Origin of the sequence: Bradyrhizobium sp. CCBAU 65884, from assembly GCF_028128835.1 — a bacterium.
In the GTDB taxonomy this organism is placed as follows: Bacteria; Pseudomonadota; Alphaproteobacteria; order Rhizobiales; family Xanthobacteraceae; genus Bradyrhizobium; species Bradyrhizobium ottawaense.
In genome coordinates, this window is sequence record NZ_LBJU01000036.1 from 1 (window position 1) to 1,560 (window position 1,560).

Sequence of the window (1,560 nt, forward strand, 5' to 3'; positions counted from 1 at the left end):
CGACTTACAACGAGCCGTCGGATGTACTCGAGCGCACGATCATTGGAGCGACGGATATCCGCTATCCTCGTCTTCAGATTTTTGTTCTCGACGACGGCGCCAGGAATTGGGTGCGGCAACTATGCGAGCTTCACGAAATCGGATACATCGCACGCTCGGATAATGAGCACGCTAAAGCGGGGAACATCAACCATGCACTTCGCGAGCGCGCTCGCGATCCGATCCCCCCGGCCTTTGTTGCCGTACTTGACGCCGATTTCGTTCCCCATGCGGACTTTATCGCGCGGACGCTAGCGTTGTTTTACGAGCCAAGCGTCGCGCTCGTGCAAACCCCGCAGCATTTCTTCAATCCTGATCCGATCCAACATAACCTTGGAATAAGTACCGCATATCCGGATGAGCAACGTCATTTCTTTGACAACGTTGAGCCGGCGCGGGACGCTTGTGGCATTGCCATCTGCTGCGGAAGCTCATCCGTAATGCGGGTCGAGGCCGTCGAGCAAATTGGCTGGATTCCGACACAAAGCGTAACCGAGGACTTCCTGCTCACGCTGAAGCTCGCGGAAAGCGGCTGGCAAACCGTGTACCTTAACGAGCCGTTGACTGAAGGCTTGGCTCCCGAAGGACTGAAAGAATATATCACTCAGCGTGGACGGTGGTGCCTTGGCCTGATGCAGATCGTCCGCAACTCCTACAGCCCCTTTTGCATGCGCAGCCTTGGTCTGATGCATCGAATCGGCATTATTGATTCATTGCTCTACTGGCTCAGTACGTTTCCCTTCCGGCTTGCCAGCCTGATTCTCCCGCTATTGTACTGGTGGTGTGGCATCACCATCGTGAACGCGTCGTTGGTGGACATTACTAAATATTATGTACCGTATTACCTGATGGTCCTGGTGTCCCTGAACTGGCTTTCAAAAGGGTTGTTTGTCCCGCTTCTCAACGATACGGCTCAGCTGATCGCAGCTTGGCCCATCAGCCAGGCAGCTGCTCTCGGGTTGCTGACTGGGGGATCGCATAAATTCTCGGTGACGGCCAAAGGCGGCGACCGCACCAAAGTTGTTGTTCAATGGACGTTGATGCGACCATTCCTACTGTTGCTCGGACTGACGATCAGCGGCCTGATCGTGCCGCTGAACTCCGATTTCGTCTTCAATACGTCCGCAACAGCGGGCGACGGCACGGCTATCGTGATGTTCTGGACGGTTTACAACATTCTGGTGTTGCTCGTGGCAGTGGTAGTGTGCATCGAACGACCGCGATACGATCGACCTCAGCGCCAGATCCCAGAACCAATCACGCTTGTGATCCAAGGTGAAAAGCACCGCGGATGGCTTCTCAATCTGGGCCGAGGGGGCGCGCGAATCAGTGGTCCATCCGGACTTTCCACCGGAGCAGCAGGGAAGCTCAACCTGCCCGGGATTAGCGGAGTAGACGCGCATGTTGCTGCGACAACGCGTGATGGCTATCGACTTAAGTTCTCTCCAACTCCCGAGCAAACGGCGAGACTTATCAAGAAGCTTCACACTGAATCCGCCGTGCCAGGAGCCGATCGAGGGA

General features: G+C 55.6%; 1 protein-coding gene. It reads left to right on the forward strand.

Features of this window, described 5'->3' with window-relative positions:
• On the forward strand, window positions 1–1,560 hold a 1,560-nt coding region (locus XI03_RS01635; protein WP_271591107.1), incomplete at both ends, for a glycosyltransferase.